We start from the raw sequence: 16877 nt of genomic DNA on the forward strand, positions 1-16877 counted from the left end.
GCGAGGCGGTTCTTACGAGCCGCCTCTTACAAGCTGCCGTAACCGGGTTCACCAAGCTCGCCGAGGATGCGATTGAGATCTTGAATCGTCGCAAAATCCACCGTGATCTGGCCTTTTCTTGCCCCTAGCGCGATCTTCACACGCGTATTGAGGCGATCACCCAGACGCTCGGCGATCTCATCGAGATGCCCCTGACGTCGTCCTGCGCTCGTTGTCGGCTTCGAAAGACGCGGTGTCGAGTTCGCCGCAGCCTCGGCCGCTCGCACCGAAAGATCTTCGTTGACGATCTTGTCCGCGAGACGTTGCATGCCGTCCGCGTCGCCGACCGAGAGGATCGCGCGGGCATGCCCCGCCGTGAGCACCCCGGCGGCGACGCGCACCTGCACGGCCGACGGCAGCTTGAGCAGACGGATCGTGTTGGTGATCTGCGGGCGAGAGCGGCCGATGCGCGTCGCGAGCTCCTCCTGAGTGATCCCGAAGTCGCTCAGGAGCTGTTGATAGGCCGAGGCCTCCTCGAGCGGGTTGAGTTGCGAGCGATGCAGGTTCTCGAGCAGGGCATCCCGCAGCATGTCTTCGTCGGCGGTGTCCTTGACGACAGCCGGGATGCTGTCGAGGCCGACCTCCTTGGTCGCTCGGAGGCGGCGCTCGCCCATGACGAGCTCGTACTTGCCGGGAAGGCTGGGATGCGGGCGCACGACGATGGGCTGCAGCACACCGATCTCACGGATGCTGTGCACGAGTTCGGCGAGATCCTGCTCATCGAAGTTGATACGCGGCTGAACCGCGTTCGGAACGATGTCGTTCGGATCGAGATGGGCGAGGCGGGCGCCGGGAACCGCCACGAGACCGTCCGATCCGGAGTCCTGAACCTCGGAACCGTCGGGAAAGAAGACATCGACCGGTCGAGCCGGTCTGCCCTCGTCATTCGTCGGGATGAGCGCGCCGATACCGCGTCCCAGACCAGTGCGCTTCGCCATTAGCTGCCTCCTCCGCTGCGGGGCGCACCCCGCCGTGCCAACTCGGCCGCCGCCTCCTGGTAGGAAAGGGATCCCGAGGAATTCATGTCGTAACTGATGACGCTCTGCCCGTAGCTCGGCGCCTCCGAGACGCGCACGGAACGGGGGATGATCGTCTCGAGAACCTGATCCGGAAAGTGGTCCCGCACGTCCTGAGCCACCTGATTGGCGAGATTCGTGCGCGAGTCATGCATGGTCAGCAGGATCGTCGACACTCGAAGCTCCGGGTTGAGGTGCCTCTCGATCAGCTCGATGTTCTTGAGCAGCTGGCTGAGTCCCTCTAGTGCGTAGTACTCGCATTGGATAGGGATGAGCACTTCGCCCGCCGCGACGAAAGCATTGATCGTGAGCAGGCCGAGCGACGGCGGGCAGTCGATGAAGACGTAGTCGTAGGGCTCCGCCATCTCCTTCACATGAAGATCGAGCGCGCGACGGAGCCGTTGCTCACGGGCAACCAGGGACACGAGTTCGATCTCGGCTCCGGCGAGATGGATCGTCGCCGGCACGCAGTAGAGCGCGCCTTCCTCCGGACTCTCCTGCACGACATCGGCGAGAGGCAGATCGTCGATGATCACGTCGTAGACGCTCCTCGTGTCGGAACGATGCTCGACACCCAATGCAGTGGATGCGTTCCCCTGCGGATCGAGATCGATCACGAGCACCTTGGCGCCGGAACGCGCAAGGGCAGCTGCGAGGTTGACGGTGGTGGTGGTCTTGCCGACGCCGCCTTTCTGATTCGAGATCGTGAGGATGCGGGTGCGCTCTGGGAGCGGCAGTCGCGACTCCGCGACCGCCTGGCGTCGCCGGGTGAGACTCGCGATCTCCTCGGCAAGGGGGGTGGTCTCGGATGCCAGGAGCTCACTGGACCGCTCTTGACGGGCGCCTCCGGATTGATGGGCGTTCTCAGCAGCCTGCCCCACGGTCGACTGTACGTCGGCAGAGAGCGCTGCGTGCGTAGCCGCGTCCCAGTCGATCACAGAGTCGGAGTGTGGGAGGCCGGATTGTTTCACGTGAAACGCTTCCACGACAGCGGGCTCTCCCGCTCCACTGGAAGCGACCCCGACGACATCGCTCCGGCGAGCCACGAATCCCGACGAGCCGATCGCCTCCGTCTCACCGATGACCTCCGAGACGTGGCCATCGACTTTCGGATCGGATTGTTTCACGTGAAACCTTTCCTCTGTCGTGGCGAACTCTGCGCCTCCTGCTTCGGAGTGGTGATCCTGCGACTCACGGTTCTCGCTCGCTTCAGAGGGAGCCTCGGTTCCTCCCGTTTCACCGATCGGACCGTCATGGCCGTCGCGCACAGGGGTGCGCTGCTTTCGTTGAAACCACCCGCGCCCGGCGCCATTCGACATCTACAGCAACTTCCGTTCAGTTCACACTCGGGAGACTCGATCAGAGAAGCATCCGTTGCACGGCACCGAGCGGATAGTGCCACGATGCGATGTCGACGGATGACTAATCCACTGTAGCCCGGATGACCCGGGTGACCTCCTGCAAGAGGCCCTCACCGAGCACAATGACCTCCACATCGCGGAGCCGATGCTTGCGGATAGCCTTCTCGGCCGCAGAGATCTCGTTCGCCGCGCCCGCACCCTTCATGAGCACGAGCTCACCTCCCGGGCGAAGCAGGGGAGCGGTAAGAGGGATCAGAGTGCGGAAAGCACTGACGGCGCGGGCGGTCACCTGGTCGAGCCTTCCGTTGAGACTGGTATCCTCCGCGCGGGCACGCAGAACCTCGACGTTATCGAGACCCAGGACAGCCACCTGGTCGTCGAGCCACGCGACCCGACGCTCCATGGGCTCGATCAAAACGAAGGAGACGTCCGAGCGGGCGATTGCAAGCACGAGTCCGGGGAGTCCTGCTCCGCTGCCGACATCGCCGACTCGGCCCGGACGCAGCAGCGGCGCGACGACTCCGCAGTTCAGGATGTGACGGGTCCACAACCGGGGGAGTTCCAGAGGTCCGATCAGGCCGAGCCTCTCGCCCTGTTCCGCGAGATTCGCGGTGAACGCCCGCACCTTCTCGATGTGCTCGCCGAAGACGAACTCGGCAGCAGCCGGTTCTGTCTCGAGCACGTCGGTCAATGTTTCACGTGAAACTATGCGGGCGTGATGACGGTGTGGCGGTCGCGACCTTCGCCGCGCGATTCCGACACGAACCCTTGTGCGGCGACAATGTCGTGCACGAGCTTGCGCTCGTAGGAGGACATCGGAGGAAGTGCCGCCTCGGCGGCACCCGCCTGCAGACGCTCGGCGGCGTGCGCGACGAGGGCAGCGAGCTCGCTTTCGCGGGCTTCGCGCGAACCGCCGATGTCCAGGATCAGCCGGGAGAACTCACCGGTCCTGTTCTGCACGGCGAGGCGAGTGAGCTCCTGCAACGCGTTCACCGTGTCTGGCTTCGACAGCACGGAGATATTGGCGCCATCGCCCGCGTTCACCGAGAGGTAAGCCCGTCCATTGCGCGCATCGATGTCGATGTCGCCGTCGAGATCGCAGATGTCGAGAAACTCCTCGATGTAGTCTGCGGCGACATCGCCCTCCTTCTCGAGCTGTTCGACGGTAGGAGAGCCGGTCTCTGGCACAGAATCCTCCTGAACCACGGTTCCTTGATCGAGATTCTCCTGCACGAGGTCTTCGTGAACGTCAGTCATTGCCTGCCCTACTTCTTGTCACCGGACTGCTTTTTGGCCCGGTTCTTGCTGATCGGCTGCTGCCGCTGGGTCTTCTTCGGCTCCTCGACCGTGATGATGTCGCCATCGGTCGCGATGAGCTTGCCCTTGCGCGCGAGGCGGGCCTCGCGCGCCTTCGCGGCCTCGCTGCCCGGCGTCGGCATGTTGCGGATGACGAGGAACTGCTGCCCCATGGTCCAGATGTTGGAGGTGAGCCAGTAGAACATGACGCCGAGAGGGAAGGCCACTCCCGAGAAGGCGAAGACGAGGGGGAGCAGGTAGAGCAGAATGCGCTGCTGGCGGAACATCGGGCTCGCCTTGGTCTCCGGAGACATGTTCTTGGAGACAATCTGCAGCTGGGTGATGAACTGCGAAGCGGTCATGAGCACGACCATGACAGCCGCGATGACCATGACAGCGACGCTGTAGGGGTCGCCCGCCGTCATCTTGCCCCACTCGCCCGCGAAGGAGCTATGCAGGGGAGCGATGCCGAAGAGCGACGCGCCCCCGAACTGCTCTGCGAGGGTCGCGTTCAGCGGGCCGACACCGGCCTTGCTCTTCTGGGCGTCGTTGAGCACCGAGAACAGCGCGAAGAAGATCGGCATCTGCAGCAGCAGGGGCAGACACGAGCTCAGCGGATTCGTGCCTGTCTTCTTGTAGAGCTCCATCGTCTCGCGCGACATCGCCTCACGGGAGAACTGGTCCTTCTTGCCCTTGTACTTCTCTTGGATCTTCTTGAGTTGCGGAGCGACCTCCAACATGCGCCGCTGGTTCTTGATCTGACGCACGAAAACCGGGATGAGCGCGGCCCGCACGACAAGCACGAGTCCGACGATCGACAGCACCCAGGTGATCCCCGCCGCAGGGTCTAGCCCGAGCTGGGAGAACAACCAGTGCCAGCCGACGAGAAGGAGTTCGACGACCCACTTCAGCGGCCAGAGAATCGTAGAGATCAAGTCCATCGTCGGGGTCAGCCCTTTCCTTGGCCAGCTGCTACAACAAAACCGAACGGCGTCACGCCGTACTTGCGAACCTGTTTGAGGGGAACATCGTCGATGCCTCCTTCGGCCCATGGATGACACCGCGAGAGCCTACGGGCCGCGAGAGCCGAACCGATGACGACCCCGTGCTCCTGCACCGCCTTCAAGGCGTACGCAGAGCACGACGGGTAATACCGGCAGACATCCCCATAGAGAGGAGAGATAACGGCACGATAGCCGCGCAAGGTGAGAACGGCCGCATTGCGCGGCAACAGGAGCGCCGTCGTCACCGTCTTATTCACTCCGTGCACTGCCTTTGCTCACTGCCTGGATCACTTCAGCTCGCAGGGTATCCCACGAAGCCTCGAATGATCCCGGAAGCGCACGGATCACGACATCCGTTCCGGCGTTCGTCGACCCCACCAGAAGGTGACTCGCTGCCTTGAGTTGTCGGCGCACCCGATTGCGTCGCGTCGCGCCCCCGACGGACTTGGCGACGATGAAGCCGAAGCGAGCATCGGAACCTCCCGAGTTCGCACGCACGTATGTCACGGTATTGGCAGCGACGAATCGACGTCCTCTGCGCACAACGATCTTGTAGTCGCCGGCGCTCGTGATGCGGTTCGCTTTGGCGAGCACCGGAGTGCTCAGGCGGAGAGTTCGGAGCGACCCTTGCGGCGACGGGCGGCGAGGATGGCGCGCCCGGCGCGGGTGCGCATACGCAGACGGAAGCCATGCACCTTGGCACGACGACGGTTGTTCGGCTGGAACGTTCTCTTGCTCATAGTCTGATCTCCACGTTTTGGATCTCCGCAGGCCAGATCGAACGGCCGGGAAAGAATGGGGCAGTCCTAGGACTGAAGTCAACTGATTAAAGCTACGGCCTCGTCCGGTTCTGGTCAAACCGAAATACCGTCGAAAGAGCTATTCTTCACAATTTCTAATGTTCCTCTGGCACCGACACGCGGGGGAAACTAGGGTGAATTTGGTCTAAACCATCGGATTGGCTACCGTGAGTGACCGAGTTATCCCCAGCTTCGAGTATGTGAAACCTGAAGACCTGCCTGTCTTACACACAGGCAGTGGATAACTTTGTGAGTACTTTGTCTGTCCGGGCTGCTCAACGGCGAGCGACCACCACATCCGTGGTCCGGCCGGCGCATCATGACGATTGTGGGGAACTATGGCGGATGGGGAACAGCCTATCGAGCACACCTGGCGTAATGTGCTCACCAAACTCGACAACGACGAGAGCATCACGCCGATGCTCTACGGCTTCCTCAACCTGGTCGAGCCCAAGGGCATCGCAGCTGGCACCTTCTACCTCGAGGTTCCGAACGACTTCACCGCGAGCATGCTCAACCAGCGGATGCGCGTCTCGCTGCTCTCGGCGATGGGCAGTCTCGGCACGCCCGCGATCACGAACTTCTACGTCGTCGTCAATCCTGAGCTCGAGCAGCAGGAAACACCCCGGTACGCGGCCATCGACGATCAACACGACGTCGTCGAGACACCCGCCGCCCCACAGTCCGTCTTCGAGCACAGCTCCCCAGAGCGACCGAACGACACCCGCCTCAACCCGAAGTACAGCTTCGACAACTTCGTCATCGGGCAGTCCAACCGATTCGCGCACGCCGCGGCGGTCGCGGTGGCCGAGGCGCCGGCCAAGGCCTACAACCCCCTGTTCGTCTACGGCGAGTCGGGACTAGGGAAGACTCACCTGCTGCATGCCATCGGTCACTACGCGATGAGCCTCTACCCTGGCATCCGGGTGCGCTACGTGAGTTCCGAGGAGTTCACGAACGACTTCATCAACTCGATCGCGAACAACCGCGGTTCGGTGTTCCAATCGCGCTATCGCAACATCGACATCCTGTTGATCGACGACATCCAGTTCTTGCAGGGCAAGGCCGAGACACAGGAGGCGTTCTTTCACACCTTCAACACCCTGCACGACCACAACAAGCAGGTGGTCATCACGAGCGACCTGCCGCCGAAGCACCTGACCGGTTTCGAGGACCGCATGCGCTCCCGCTTCGAGTGGGGTCTCATCACCGATGTCCAAGCGCCGGATCTCGAAACCCGAATCGCAATCCTGCGCAAGAAGGCGCAGAGCGAGAAGCTTCAGGTTCCCGACGACATCCTCGAGTTCATGGCGTCGAAGGTGTCGTCCAACATCCGTGAGCTCGAAGGCACGCTCATCCGCGTCACCGCCTTCGCGAGCCTCAACCGCACGCCGGTCGACATGAGTCTCGTCCAGACCGTGCTGAAGGATCTCATCACTCTCGACGAGGACAATGTCATCGCGCCCGTCGACATCATCACGAACACGGCCGAGTACTTCAAGCTCACCGTCGACGACCTCTACGGCTCGTCCCGCTCGCAAGCCGTCGCCACGGCCCGGCAGATCGCGATGTACCTCTGCCGCGAGCTGACCAATCTCTCGCTGCCCAAGATCGGCCAGCTGTTCGGCAATCGGGACCACACGACGGTGATGTACGCGAACAAGAAGATCAGCGAGCTCATGAAGGAACGTCGCTCGATCTACAACCAGGTCACCGAGCTGACCAACCGCATCAAGCAGAACCACCGCTACAAGTAGTCCAGTCCCTGTCGAAGAGTCCGTCGAGATGTCGGCGTCGCCCGTGCTCACTGGCCACGGGTGCGTCCCTTTCTTCTCAGCCCCTTCCCGGCATACGTTCCACGTGTCCTCAGTGAGATATTCCACTACTCACACATTGTGGATAACCTGTGGAAAGTTAATGAGCAACCGGTGCGGCACTGTTGAGGATTTCGGGTCACCTGTGAATGTCAGCCTGTTTCATGCGGCTGTGGATGGGCCTACCGACTGCCAAAGCCCACATGGACCCAACAACTCACACGCGTGTAGTTTCCAGCATCTGACTCGGAGAATGAAAGTTATCCACAGTTTCCACATCGGTTAAGACCGTTAACCATTAATGTTTCTCTTCTTTCCGCGCGACAACCCTGAGAGAGGTCCGGGCTCATCTCATCGCTCGGAACACAGCAAAACGCAACGCAAAATCAGGGGCTAGCATGGATGCCACCCTCTACGTCTACCGACAGGAGCGACTTCGTGAAGTTTCAGGCCAACCGGGATGTCTTCAGCGAGGCGGTTTCGTTCGCCGTCAAGCTCCTCCCGCAGCGCACGACCCTGCCGATCCTGAGTGGTGTGCTGATCAAGGCGACCGAGACCGGCCTGGTGCTCTCATCGTTCGACTACGAGGTCTCGGCGCAGACCGAGATCGCAGCAGACGTCGAGGAGACCGGAACGGTCCTCGTCTCAGGACGGCTCCTGGCCGAGATCGCCAGTAGGCTTCCAAACGCTCCGGTGCGGTTCAGCACCGAGAACTCCCGCATCTCCGTCAGTTGCGGATCCGCCAGCTTCACACTGCTGTCGATGCCCGTCGAAGAGTACCCGAGCATCCCGCAGATCAACTCGGAGTCCGGGCTCGTACCCGCTGAGGAGTTCTCGGCCGCTGTCGCACAGGTCGCCGTCGCCGCGTCTCGCGACGATGTCACCCCCGTCATCACGGGCGTCCAGCTCGAGGTCACCGAGAACAGCCTCGGCCTCGTCGCGACCGACCGCTACCGTGTCGCCGTCCGCGAGATCGATTGGGACAACGGCAGCAACGTCTCGACGGATCCCATCACCGCCCTCGTGCCGGCGCGCACACTGCAGGAGGTCGGCAAGACCTTCGGACACAGTGGGACCATCTCTGTCGCGATCACGAACAAGGACGATCGCGAGCTCATCGCCTTCACGGCCGACAAGAAGACGGTGACCTCACTGCTCATCAAGGGCAACTTTCCCCCTGTGCGTCGTTTGTTCCCCGAGACCGTCGACAACTACGCGGTCATGAACACCGCGGAGCTCATCGAGGCGACGCGCCGCGTGGCCCTCGTGCTGGAACGTGAGGCTGCCCTCCGTTACACCTTCTCGGTCGACGGATTGACCCTCGAGGCTATCGGTTCGGAGCAGGCGCAGGCGTCCGAGACCATCGACGCCGTGCTCACCGGAACAGAGACGGTCGTATCGCTCAAACCGCAGTTTCTGCTCGATGGTCTCGGTGCCGTGCACTCCGAGTTCGTGCGTATCTCCTTCACCAAGACCGAGAATCCGAACAAGCCGGGACCCGTGCTCGTCACGAGTCAGAGCTCGAAGGAGCAGCCGGGGGCAGACAGCTACAAGTACCTGCTTCAGCCCAACCTGCTGCTGCGCTGAGCACGCCCCGCCGGACACACGAAGGATTCTTATGCACATCGGCCTGGTCGGTCTCGGCAGAATGGGCGACAACATGCGCGCCCGGCTGCGGCAGAAGGGCATCGCGGTCACCGGCTTCGACCGCAACCCCGCCGTGACGGATGTCGCCAGCCTTGCAGACCTCGTGACCGCTCTGCCCGCCCCCAGGACCGTCTGGGTCATGGTGCCAGCCGGAGCAGTCACAGCCGGCGTCATAGCAGAACTGCACGATCTGCTCGAAAGCGGCGACCTCGTGATCGACGGCGGCAACTCCCGGTTCACCGACGACTTCACGCACGCCGAGCTGCTCGCTACCAAGGGGATCGACTACGTCGATGCCGGCGTCTCTGGTGGAGTGTGGGGTAGGGACAACGGCTACGGGCTGATGGTGGGCGGCAGCAGCACCCAGGTCGAACGGGTCATGCCCGTGTTCGATGCGCTGCGACCTGATGGTCCGCGTGACGAGGGCTTCGTGCACGTGGGGGAGGTGGGCGCCGGCCACTACGCCAAGATGGTGCACAACGGAATCGAGTACGCGCTCATGCAGGCCTATGCCGAGGGCTACGAACTGCTCGAGGCCAGAGACGACCTCATCAAGGACGTTCCAGGAACGTTCAAGGCCTGGCAGCGCGGAACGGTCGTGCGCTCCTGGCTGCTCGAACTCCTGGTGCGCGCCCTCGACGAGGATGCCGACCTCAGTGACATCGAGGGCTACGTCGACGACTCCGGCGAGGGGCGGTGGACCGTCGAGGAAGCCATCGCGAACGCCGTGCCCGTGCCGACGATCAGCGCGTCGATCTTCGCCCGCTTCGTGTCAAGGCAAGAGGATTCCCCCGCGATGAAGGCCGTCGCGGCACTCCGTAACCAGTTCGGCGGTCACGCCGTCAAGAAGGCGGAGTGAGAGTCCAGCACCTCTCGCTGACCGACTTCCGCAACTATGCGGAAGCGGAGGTGACCTTTCCCGCCGGAGCGACTCTCATCGTCGGCCGCAACGGCCAGGGCAAGACCAACCTCGTCGAGGCGGTTGGCTTTCTCAGCACACTGGGATCCCATCGGGTGTCCACGGACCACGCTCTGATACGGGCCGGCCGGGATGCCGCGATCATCCGCGCTCGACTCGAATACAACGGGCGGGACATCCTGACCGAGGTGCAGATCAACCGGAGCGGGGCGAACAGAGCCCAGGTCAATCACTCGGTCATCAAGACGCGCGAGCTTCCGCGCTACTGCCATTCCATTCTGTTCGCGCCGGAGGACCTCGCGCTTGTGCGCGGCGACCCCGCCGGCCGTCGGCGCTTTCTGGATCAGTTGCTCGTGCAACGGGCACCGCGGATCGCCGGAGTGATCGCCGACTACGAGCGCGTGCTCAAGCAGCGCAACACCTTGCTCAAGTCGGCGAGGGCGAGCGGCCTGCGCGAGAGCCGGCTCACGACGCTCGACATCTGGGACGAGCGACTTGTCTCCCTGGGTTCCGAGATCGTCGTCGCGCGTGCGCGACTGACCGCCGCCCTGGCCGAGCCGCTGCGCGTCGCCTACCGTGCGGTCGCAGGCGGCGACCATCACCCCGAGCTCGTGCCTCAACTGAGCGTTCTCGGCGCCGACCCCGAGGAAGGCACTGCTGCCGCATCGCTCGAGCCTGTCGGTCAAACGCCACCGGTCCAGCACGTCGAAATTGGCGGAGGCGCAGGCTCGCCCGGAGAAGCGCATGCCACGGATCCGATAGGTGACACTCAGCCGGGCGGTTCTATGGCGGAGGGTGAGGGCTCAGCGGGTCGTGGACAGGGCTCGCACGCCGCAGGGGCTGCGTCGGACGGCATCGCCGCGAGTTTCCGCTCCGCCATCGCCGGCCTGCGTCGGAAAGAGCTCGACCGGGGCATCACCCTCGTCGGGCCCCATCGCGACGACCTCGTGTTCATGCTCAACGGTCTGCCTGCGAAGGGCTATGCGAGCCATGGCGAGTCCTGGTCATTCGCCCTCGCTCTCAAGCTCGCGTCGGCCGAGCTGTTGCGGCGCGACTCGTCGAGCGGCGACCCCGTTCTCATTCTCGACGACGTCTTCGCCGAGTTGGACCAGACCAGGCGCCGCCGTCTCGCCGAGGCGGTGACGGGGTTCGAGCAAGTGCTCATCACTGCGGCTGTGCTCGAAGACGTCCCAGAGGCTCTCGCCCAGAACACCGTGCAGGTTCAGGCTGGGGTGATCGTCGATGTCTGAGCGGCCTCCGGTTCCGTCGACGTCCCGAAGGGGCGACGATCCCGATTCCGAGTCGAGCAGCTTCTATCTGCGTGTTCGACGCGTGTTCGGTGACGCATCGGCTCGGCATCCTCGTCGCAGGAAGGTGCGCGACGACGGTGGCGAAAGTCAGCCTTACGGTGTGGGACGCGACCCTAGGGGACTCGGCGACGCGATCGACACCCTCACCGCTCAGCTCGGCTGGAACTCACCGCTCGCCCAATCGGAACTCCTCACCTCCTGGTCAGAGATCGCGGGGGAGGAGACCGCCAAGCACTCGACGCCGGTGGCGATCGAGGATGGACGTCTCACCGTGCGGTGCGAGTCGACGGCTTGGGCGACTCAGCTCCGTTTGATGCGTGTGGAGATCATGACGCGGATCACGGCGAAGTACCGCGAGGCCGGCATCCAGTCGATTCGTTTCGAAGGGCCGAACGCCCCATCCTGGAAAAAGGGTCCCAGATCAATTCCAGGGCGTGGTCCGCGCGATACCTACGGGTGATGAGACAAATTCGGTCGACCGCGCATGTTCAGGCCGTGAGAGAGCCGAAAGTGCCGTTCAGCTGACCCCTCTTTGGTAGGATGAGAAGTCGCACAAACGACGGTCAGGAGCCTAATTTCATATGACAGCGGAACCGAAGAAGACCGAGCAGTCGCCCGAATACGGCGCAGACGCGATCCAGGTTCTCGAGGGCCTTGAGGCTGTGCGCAAACGACCGGGGATGTACATCGGCTCCACCGGTCCCCGCGGACTCCACCACCTCGTCTACGAGATCGTCGACAACTCGGTCGACGAGGCACTCGCCGGCTACTGCGACAACATCGATGTCACGATCCTGCCAGATGGCGCCGTGCGCGTCATCGACAATGGCCGTGGCATCCCCGTCGACGTCAACAAGGCGCAGGGGCGCTCGACCGTCGAGGTCGTGCTGACCGTGCTCCACGCCGGCGGCAAGTTCGGCGGCGGCGGGTATGCGGTGTCTGGTGGATTGCATGGCGTCGGCTCGTCCGTCGTCAATGCGCTCTCCTCCCGGCTGAAGGTGGAGGTTCGCAGGCAGGGCCACGTCTGGCGGCAGGGCTACCAGAACGGGGTTCCTGACGCCCCGCTCTCCAAGGACGAGCCCTCGGACGAGACCGGCACCACGATCACGTTCTGGCCGAGCGTCGAGACGTTCGAGACCATCGACTTCGACTACGAGACGCTCCGCACCCGCTTCCAGCAGATGACCTTCCTCAACAAGGGCCTGCGTATCACGCTCACCGATGAGCGGGAGAGCGAGCTCACCGACGACGGCACGCAACCGCGCGACTCCTATCTCTACGAACAGGGTCTCGTCGACTACGTCGAATACCTCAACCGCAGCAAGAGGGCCGAGCTCGTGCACGACGAGATCATTTCCTTCGAGTCCGAGGACACCGAGCGCAAGATCGCACTCGAGGTGGCCATGCAGTGGACCAATCTCTACAACGAGAGCGTGCACACCTATGCGAACACGATCAACACGCACGAGGGAGGAACTCACGAGGAGGGGTTCCGCGCCGCCCTGACGACTCTGGTCAACAAGTATGCGCGCGAGAAGGGCATCCTCAAGGAGAAAGACGACAACCTCTCCGGCGACGATGTGCGCGAGGGCCTCACCGCTGTGATCTCGGTCAAGCTCGCAGAGCCGCAGTTCGAGGGCCAGACCAAGACCAAGCTCGGCAACACAGAGGCGAAGGCCTTCGTGCAACGAGTCGCGGGCAGCCAGCTCGCCGACTGGTTCGATCGCAACCCGAACCAGGCCCGCGACATCATCCGCAAGGCCCTGCAGGCTGCGACCGCTCGCATCGCCGCCCGCAAAGCGCGCGAGGGCGCTCGTCGCAAAGGTCTGCTCGAGTCTGGCGGCATGCCTGGCAAGCTCAAGGACTGCCAGTCCAAGGACCCGTCGATCTCTGAGATCTTCATCGTGGAGGGTGACTCGGCCGGCGGTTCCGCCGTTCAGGGGCGCAATCCTGAGACTCAGGCGATCCTGCCGTTGCGTGGCAAGATCCTCAACGTCGAGAAGGCGCGACTCGATCGTGCCCTCGCCAACAACGAGGTGCAGGCCATGATCACGGCGTTCGGCGCCGGTATCGGCGAGGACTTCAACACCGGGAAGGCTCGGTATCACAAGATCGTCCTGATGGCTGATGCCGACGTCGACGGCCAACACATCACGACGTTGCTGCTCACGCTGCTGTTCCGTTACATGCGCCCACTCATCGAGTTCGGCTATGTCTACCTCGCGCAGCCTCCGCTGTACCGGCTCAAGTGGTCGAACTCGGCCCATCAGTATGTGTACTCCGACCGCGAACGCGACGCCCTGCTCGCGGATGGCGCAGCCGCAGGCAAGCGGATCCCGAGGGAGAACGGCATCCAGCGCTACAAGGGTCTCGGAGAGATGGACTACCAGGAACTCTGGGAGACCACGATGAATCCCGAGACGCGCACCCTTCTCCAGGTGACCCTCGACGACGCCGCGGCTGCGGACGAGATCTTCTCCACCCTCATGGGCGAAGACGTCGAGAGCCGCCGCAGCTTCATCCAGAAGAACGCGAAGGACGTGCGCTTCCTCGACATCTAACCCGACTGAGCAGATCCCGTTGATCGGGCTTGCCGAAATCACGCGAACCATGCCCGGTTTCGGCAAGCCCGGGCGGCGAACGGGACCCCGATCACACAAATTGACGAACGAGAAGACAGATGGCAGACGAAGAGAACACCACAAGCGAGAATCTGACGGCGGACGAGCGCCAGGCCGCCGCGGACTTCAAGGCGCACGGCAAGATCGACCAGGTCGACCTGCAGCTCGAGATGCAGCGCTCCTACCTCGACTACGCCATGAGTGTCATCGTCGGCCGCGCCCTGCCCGATGTTCGCGACGGTCTCAAACCCGTGCACCGTCGTGTGATCTACGCGATGTTCGACGGCGGTTATCGCCCCGACAAGGCATTCTCGAAGTGCTCACGTGTCGTCGGCGACGTCATGGGGCAATTCCACCCGCACGGCGACTCCTCCATCTATGACGCGCTCGTGCGACTCGTGCAGCCGTGGAGCCTGCGCTACCCGCTCGCGCTCGGACAGGGCAACTTCGGATCCCCCGGCAATGACGGGGCGGCGGCCCCTCGATACACCGAGACGAAGATGGCTCCGCTCGCACTCGAGATGGTGCGCGACATCGACGAGGACACGGTCGACTTCCAGGACAACTACGACGGCCGCACCCAGGAGCCTGCGGTGTTGCCGTCGCGGTTCCCGAATCTGCTCGTCAACGGCTCCGTCGGCATCGCGGTCGGGATGGCGACCAATATCCCGCCGCACAATCTGCGTGAGGTCGCCTCTGGCGCCCAGTGGTACCTCGAGAACCCGGAGGCCAGTCGCGAGGAACTGCAGGAGGCACTTCTGCAGCGGATCAAGGGGCCGGACTTCCCGACCGGAGCGCAGATCCTCGGTGTCAAGGGCATCCAGGATGCCTACCGCACGGGCCGCGGCTCCATCACGATGCGCGCCGTCGTCAACGTCGAGGAGATCCAGGGCCGCACCTGTCTCGTCGTCACCGAGCTGCCGTACCAGGTGAACCCCGACAACCTCGCGATCAAGATCGCCGACCTCGTCAAGGACGGCAAGGTCGCCGGTATCGCCGACATCCGAGACGAGACCTCGGGCCGAACGGGCCAGCGTCTCGTGATCGTGCTCAAGCGTGACGCGGTGGCGAAGGTCGTGCTCAACAACCTCTACAAGCACACCCAGCTGCAAGAGAACTTCGGCGCGAACATGCTCGCGATCGTCGACGGCATTCCCCGAACCTTGTCGATCGACGGATTCATCCACGCCTGGGTCGTGCACCAGGTCGAGGTCATCGTGCGTCGCACACAGTACCGTCTCACGAAGGCCGAGGCAGACGCCCACATCCAGCGCGGCTATGTCAAGGCGCTCGATGCGCTCGATGCGGTCATCGCCCTCATCCGCCGTTCGCCGACCGTCGATGAGGCGCGCGAGGGGCTCATCGAGCTCCTCGACATCGACCAGCTGCAGGCCGACGCGATCCTCGCCATGCAGCTGCGCCGTCTCGCCGCGCTCGAACGTCAGAAGATCATCGATCGCCTCAACGAGCTCGAGCTCGAGATCGCCGAGTACAACGCGATCCTCGCCAGCCAAGAGCGTCAGCGCACCATCATCCGCGAGGAACTCGCCGAGATCATCGACAAGTTCGGCGACGACCGCCGGACCGAGATCATGTTCGGCTTCGATGGCGATATGAGCGTTGAGGATCTGATCCCCGAAGAGGAGATGGTCGTCACCGTCACGCGCGGCGGCTACATCAAACGCACGCGCAGCGACAACTACCGCAGCCAGCACCGTGGAGGTATGGGGGTCAAGGGCGCACAATTGCGTGCGGACGACGTGGTCGAGCACTTCTTCGTCACGACGACGCATCACTGGCTGCTGTTCTTCACGAACACCGGCAGGGTCTACCGGGCCAAGGCTTACGAGATCCAGGAGGCCGGGCGCGACGCGAAGGGCCAGCACGTCGCGAACCTGCTCGAGATGCAGCCGGATGAGGAGATCACGCAGATTCTCGACATCCGCGACTACGAGGTCGCCACCTACCTGACCCTCGCGACTCGCGACGGCCTCGTGAAGAAGACGGCGCTCTCGGAGTACAACACCAACCGCTCCCGTGGCATCATCGCGATCAAGCTCCGCGATGGCGACGAACTGGTCTCGGCGATGCTTGTCAACGAGGAGGACGACGTGCTCCTCGTGTCGCGCAAGGGAATGTCCATCAGATTCACAGCAACGGACGAGGCGCTGCGCCCGATGGGCAGAAGCACCTCCGGCGTGATAGGCATGCACTTCCGTGGAGCGGACCATCTACTCGACGCATCCGTCGTCTCGGATGAGGGCTATGTCTTCGTGGTCACCGAGGGAGGCTATGCCAAGCGCACTGCCGCCCTGCAGTACCGTCTACAGAACCGTGGCGGGCTGGGCATCAAGGTGGCCAAGCTCAGCGAAGACCGCGGCGATCTCGTCGGCGCGCTCATCGTCGACGAGCAGGACGAAGTCCTTGTGGTCCTTGCCAGCGGCAAGGTGGTACGCTCTGACGTCGCTGAAGTTCCGGCCAAGGGTCGGGACACGATGGGCGTGGTCTTCGCGAAGTTCGCCGATGAAGACAGGATCATTGCAATAGCGAAGAACACCGAACGCAATCTGGAGGCCCAGGACGAAGAGCCGGGACAGCCGGAGGGCGAACCGGGGAAGGAAGAAATCGTCAATGAGTAGTGTCGCCGAGAAGCTGGCCAAGAAGTCCACACGACGCACCTCCACAAAGCAAGTCCGTCTCAAGCTGGTCTACATCGACTTCTGGTCGGCGGTGAAGCTGTCGTTCCTGGTGGCGGTCTGCTTGGCGGTCGTCACGATCGTCGGAACGTTCCTCATCTACAGCGTGCTTAACTCCACGGGTATCTTTGACAAGGCGAACGACCTGTTCAAGGATATCGCCGGCGGCACCAGCGATCTCAAGAGCATCCTCTCGATGGGGCAGGTCATGGGCTTCGCCGTCGTCGTCGCACTGCTCAACACGGTCGTCGTCACCGCCCTCGGAGCGATCATCGCTGTGCTCTACAACCTGAGCGTGAAGGTGACCGGCGGGCTGCTCGTCGGCTTCACCAACCACTGAGCGCGGCATCGGCT

At 63.2% G+C, this 16877-nt stretch carries 16 protein-coding genes; 8 read left to right on the forward strand and 8 right to left on the reverse strand.

Going from position 1 to position 16877, the window contains the following annotated elements; all coding sequences use genetic code 11:
* Positions 1 to 26: 26 nt before the first annotated feature.
* From ACFQB0_RS09230 to rpmH, 8 genes are all read right to left on the reverse strand, one after another.
* Positions 27 to 977 (reverse strand): ParB/RepB/Spo0J family partition protein, encoded by a 951-nt coding sequence (locus tag ACFQB0_RS09230; RefSeq protein WP_386730493.1) that lies wholly within the window; start codon positions 975 to 977, stop codon positions 27 to 29.
* A complete protein-coding gene (locus tag ACFQB0_RS09235) occupies positions 977 to 1870 on the reverse strand; it encodes a ParA family protein (RefSeq protein ID WP_386731526.1) in 894 nt (297 codons plus the stop codon). The genes ACFQB0_RS09230 and ACFQB0_RS09235 overlap by 1 nt, the downstream gene beginning before the upstream one ends.
* Positions 1871 to 2477: 607 nt before the next feature.
* Entirely contained in the window at positions 2478 to 3107 is a 630-nt protein-coding gene (gene rsmG, locus ACFQB0_RS09240; RefSeq protein WP_386730496.1) for a 16S rRNA (guanine(527)-N(7))-methyltransferase RsmG, read from the reverse strand.
* A 14-nt stretch (positions 3108 to 3121) separates the two neighbouring features.
* Complete coding sequence (locus tag ACFQB0_RS09245) at positions 3122 to 3673, reverse strand: Jag family protein (protein ID WP_386730498.1); 552 nt, start codon at positions 3671 to 3673, stop codon at positions 3122 to 3124.
* A gap of 8 nt (positions 3674 to 3681) precedes the next feature.
* Positions 3682 to 4653: a membrane protein insertase YidC gene (gene yidC / locus ACFQB0_RS09250; RefSeq protein ID WP_386730501.1), complete on the reverse strand. Its 972-nt coding sequence runs from the start codon at positions 4651 to 4653 to the stop codon at positions 3682 to 3684.
* Between the two features lie 8 nt (positions 4654 to 4661).
* Entirely contained in the window at positions 4662 to 4973 is a 312-nt protein-coding gene (gene yidD / locus ACFQB0_RS09255; RefSeq protein WP_386730502.1) for a membrane protein insertion efficiency factor YidD, read from the reverse strand.
* On the reverse strand, positions 4966 to 5310 hold the full coding sequence (rnpA, locus tag ACFQB0_RS09260) for a ribonuclease P protein component (protein ID WP_386730504.1): 345 nt from the start codon (positions 5308 to 5310) through the stop codon (positions 4966 to 4968). The genes yidD and rnpA overlap by 8 nt, the downstream gene beginning before the upstream one ends.
* Positions 5311 to 5318: 8 nt before the next feature.
* The gene (gene rpmH / locus ACFQB0_RS09265) at positions 5319 to 5456 is read right to left on the reverse strand and encodes a 50S ribosomal protein L34 (RefSeq protein ID WP_096382907.1); all 138 of its coding nucleotides are present in this window, start codon (positions 5454 to 5456) and stop codon (positions 5319 to 5321) included.
* 398 nt (positions 5457 to 5854) lie between these two features.
* Between rpmH and dnaA the strand changes: the two genes are divergently transcribed.
* From dnaA to ACFQB0_RS09305, 8 genes are all read left to right on the forward strand, one after another.
* Positions 5855 to 7273 (forward strand): chromosomal replication initiator protein DnaA, encoded by a 1419-nt coding sequence (dnaA, locus tag ACFQB0_RS09270; protein ID WP_386730508.1) that lies wholly within the window; start codon positions 5855 to 5857, stop codon positions 7271 to 7273.
* A gap of 495 nt (positions 7274 to 7768) precedes the next feature.
* On the forward strand, positions 7769 to 8917 hold the full coding sequence (gene dnaN / locus ACFQB0_RS09275; RefSeq protein WP_386730511.1) for a DNA polymerase III subunit beta: 1149 nt from the start codon (positions 7769 to 7771) through the stop codon (positions 8915 to 8917).
* A gap of 31 nt (positions 8918 to 8948) precedes the next feature.
* Complete coding sequence (gene gnd, locus ACFQB0_RS09280; protein ID WP_386730513.1) at positions 8949 to 9836, forward strand: phosphogluconate dehydrogenase (NAD(+)-dependent, decarboxylating); 888 nt, start codon at positions 8949 to 8951, stop codon at positions 9834 to 9836.
* A complete protein-coding gene (gene recF / locus ACFQB0_RS09285; protein WP_386730516.1) occupies positions 9833 to 11146 on the forward strand; it encodes a DNA replication/repair protein RecF in 1314 nt (437 codons plus the stop codon). Before gnd ends, recF begins: the two co-directional genes overlap by 4 nt.
* A 160-nt stretch (positions 11147 to 11306) precedes the next feature.
* A complete protein-coding gene (locus ACFQB0_RS09290) occupies positions 11307 to 11666 on the forward strand; it encodes a DUF721 domain-containing protein (RefSeq protein WP_386730518.1) in 360 nt (119 codons plus the stop codon).
* A gap of 121 nt (positions 11667 to 11787) precedes the next feature.
* Positions 11788 to 13767: a DNA topoisomerase (ATP-hydrolyzing) subunit B gene (gyrB, locus tag ACFQB0_RS09295; protein WP_386730521.1), complete on the forward strand. Its 1980-nt coding sequence runs from the start codon at positions 11788 to 11790 to the stop codon at positions 13765 to 13767.
* A gap of 119 nt (positions 13768 to 13886) precedes the next feature.
* A complete protein-coding gene (gyrA, locus tag ACFQB0_RS09300) occupies positions 13887 to 16466 on the forward strand; it encodes a DNA gyrase subunit A (protein ID WP_386730523.1) in 2580 nt (859 codons plus the stop codon).
* On the forward strand, positions 16459 to 16863 hold the full coding sequence (locus tag ACFQB0_RS09305; RefSeq protein ID WP_386730526.1) for a DUF3566 domain-containing protein: 405 nt from the start codon (positions 16459 to 16461) through the stop codon (positions 16861 to 16863). Before gyrA ends, ACFQB0_RS09305 begins: the two co-directional genes overlap by 8 nt.
* The last annotated feature ends 14 nt before the right edge of the window (positions 16864 to 16877 follow it).

Source organism: Luethyella okanaganae, assembly GCF_042660285.1.
Classification (GTDB): Bacteria; Actinomycetota; Actinomycetes; order Actinomycetales; family Microbacteriaceae; genus Luethyella; species Luethyella okanaganae.

Excerpts from the sequence above, each read along its gene's own strand:
- ACFQB0_RS09230 (WP_386730493.1), bottom strand. The coding sequence starts at position 977 with ATGGCGAAGCGCACTGGTCTGGGACGCGGTATCGGCGCGCTCATCCCG.
- ACFQB0_RS09245 (WP_386730498.1), bottom strand. The coding sequence starts at position 3,673 with ATGACTGACGTTCACGAAGACCTCGTGCAGGAGAATCTCGATCAAGGA.
- yidC (WP_386730501.1), bottom strand. The coding sequence starts at position 4,653 with ATGGACTTGATCTCTACGATTCTCTGGCCGCTGAAGTGGGTCGTCGAA.
- rpmH (WP_096382907.1), bottom strand. The coding sequence starts at position 5,456 with ATGAGCAAGAGAACGTTCCAGCCGAACAACCGTCGTCGTGCCAAGGTG.
- dnaA (WP_386730508.1), top strand. The coding sequence starts at position 5,855 with ATGGCGGATGGGGAACAGCCTATCGAGCACACCTGGCGTAATGTGCTC.
- gnd (WP_386730513.1), top strand. The coding sequence starts at position 8,949 with ATGCACATCGGCCTGGTCGGTCTCGGCAGAATGGGCGACAACATGCGC.
- gyrB (WP_386730521.1), top strand. The coding sequence starts at position 11,788 with ATGACAGCGGAACCGAAGAAGACCGAGCAGTCGCCCGAATACGGCGCA.
- gyrA (WP_386730523.1), top strand. The coding sequence starts at position 13,887 with ATGGCAGACGAAGAGAACACCACAAGCGAGAATCTGACGGCGGACGAG.
- ACFQB0_RS09305 (WP_386730526.1), top strand. The coding sequence starts at position 16,459 with ATGAGTAGTGTCGCCGAGAAGCTGGCCAAGAAGTCCACACGACGCACC.